The 1638-nt window shown below is 40.5% G+C and carries 2 protein-coding genes; both read left to right on the top strand.

The window, feature by feature from the left end:
* Positions 1 to 566: 566 nt before the first annotated feature.
* A complete protein-coding gene (locus KHB02_RS29575) occupies positions 567 to 1028 on the top strand; it encodes a CtsR family transcriptional regulator (RefSeq protein ID WP_213148297.1) in 462 nt (153 codons plus the stop codon).
* 20 nt (positions 1029 to 1048) lie between these two features.
* Positions 1049 to 1597: a protein-arginine kinase activator protein McsA gene (locus KHB02_RS29570; protein WP_213148296.1), complete on the top strand. Its 549-nt coding sequence runs from the start codon at positions 1049 to 1051 to the stop codon at positions 1595 to 1597.
* Positions 1598 to 1638: the final 41 nt, after the last annotated feature.

Below are 1638 nucleotides of genomic sequence, written 5' to 3'. Positions count from 1 at the left end.
GGTAGTTGGGACGCAAGTCCCTGTGAGAGTAGGACGCTGCCGGGCAAATAAGAAGACAACCTGAAAATGGTTGTCTTTTTTTGTTGGCGATTCAAACATGAATGATACATACGAACCGTCTGAGTAACTGAAAAAACTCTTCATCCCGATTTATTAAAGACAAATATGCACTAGATGGATAAGGAAATGTCTTTAATGGAGCTTTTTAGAGACAAAATCGTCTGGGCTGAAGGTCAAAATGTCCTTTATCCGCCTTATTAAAGAAAAAATCACCAAAACGGAATGTCAAAATGTCTTTAATCTATCTTTTTAATAAGTGTTCTTTAGTTATCTGGGACCGTCCCCATCACCACATTCCTAGACTACATTCCCCATTTGATGCACAAGAACCGTCCCCATGCATCACAATCCTTCAAATTTAGTAGTTTTTTCCCATCAATCATAGGTTTCGCAACCGCGAGATTTGGAGAAAATCATATAATAGTGAATCGTTGCATCTGGAAATAAAATTGAGTATAATTAATGTCAAATATAGTCAAAGTCAGATGGTGCAAGGGGGTGGGAAGATGAGAAACATCTCCGATATTATCGAGAAATATCTGAAGCAGGTTTTGGATATGAGTGAAGAAGATATTGTGGAAATCAAACGCAGCGAGGTTGCTGATAAATTTCAATGTGTTCCTTCGCAAATTAACTATGTCATTAACACCCGATTCACGATTGAACGGGGGTATGTCGTGGAAAGCAAACGGGGCGGGGGCGGATATATCCGGATTATTAAGGTGCAGTCTCATGATTCGGCCCAATTGATTGACCATTTGCTGTCACTTATCCATAGCCGATGCAGTCAGGCAAGTGCGGAGGATGTGATTGGCCGGCTTATTCAGGAAGAGATTATTACAAAGAGAGAGGCTAAAATCATGTTAAGCGTAATTGATCGATCTGTTTTGTATATTGAACTTCCATACCGGGATGAATTAAGAGCAAGAATGTTAAAGGCAATGTTAACATCTTTGAAATATAAATAATATAGCCAGAGGGTGAAAGTATGATTTGCCAAGAATGTAATCAAAGGCCTGCGGCACTCCATTTTACAAAAATTATTAATGGTGAAAAGACGGAAGTGCACCTTTGTGAAAAGTGTGCTCAGGAAAAGGGCGATATGTTTATTTTTAATGGTGAATCAGGGTTTTCTTTTAATAATTTATTAGCAGGTTTATTAAACTTCGACCCGGCATTTCAACAGCCAACCGAGAGCCCGTTTCAACAGGCAGAAATCCTGCAATGCCACCATTGTTCCATGACATTTCCACAGTTTTTGAAAGTAGGACGCTTCGGCTGTTCGCACTGCTACGAGACCTTTAAAGAACAATTAAAACCTGTTCTAAGGCGGCTTCATGGCGGAAATTGGACCCATAACGGGAAAATCCCAAAAAGAGTTGGCGGGGCCATTTATCTCCGCAAGCAAATTGATGAACTGAAAAACTCGTTAAGAGAATCTATTATCCATGAAGAATTTGAAAATGCCGCAACCATCCGCGATGAAATCCGTCAGCTGGAGAAAAAATTAGCGGCTGGTCATGAGGGAGGGGAATAACGGTGTCGCTCGAACGTTTTTTAAATCAAGCGGTCAGCTCC

Origin of the sequence: Neobacillus citreus (assembly GCF_018343545.2) — a bacterium.
Lineage (GTDB): Bacteria > Bacillota > Bacilli > Bacillales > Cytobacillaceae > Neobacillus > Neobacillus citreus.
Note: the sequence above shows the minus strand (reverse complement) of the source record. Positions and strands in the feature narration are given on the sequence as shown.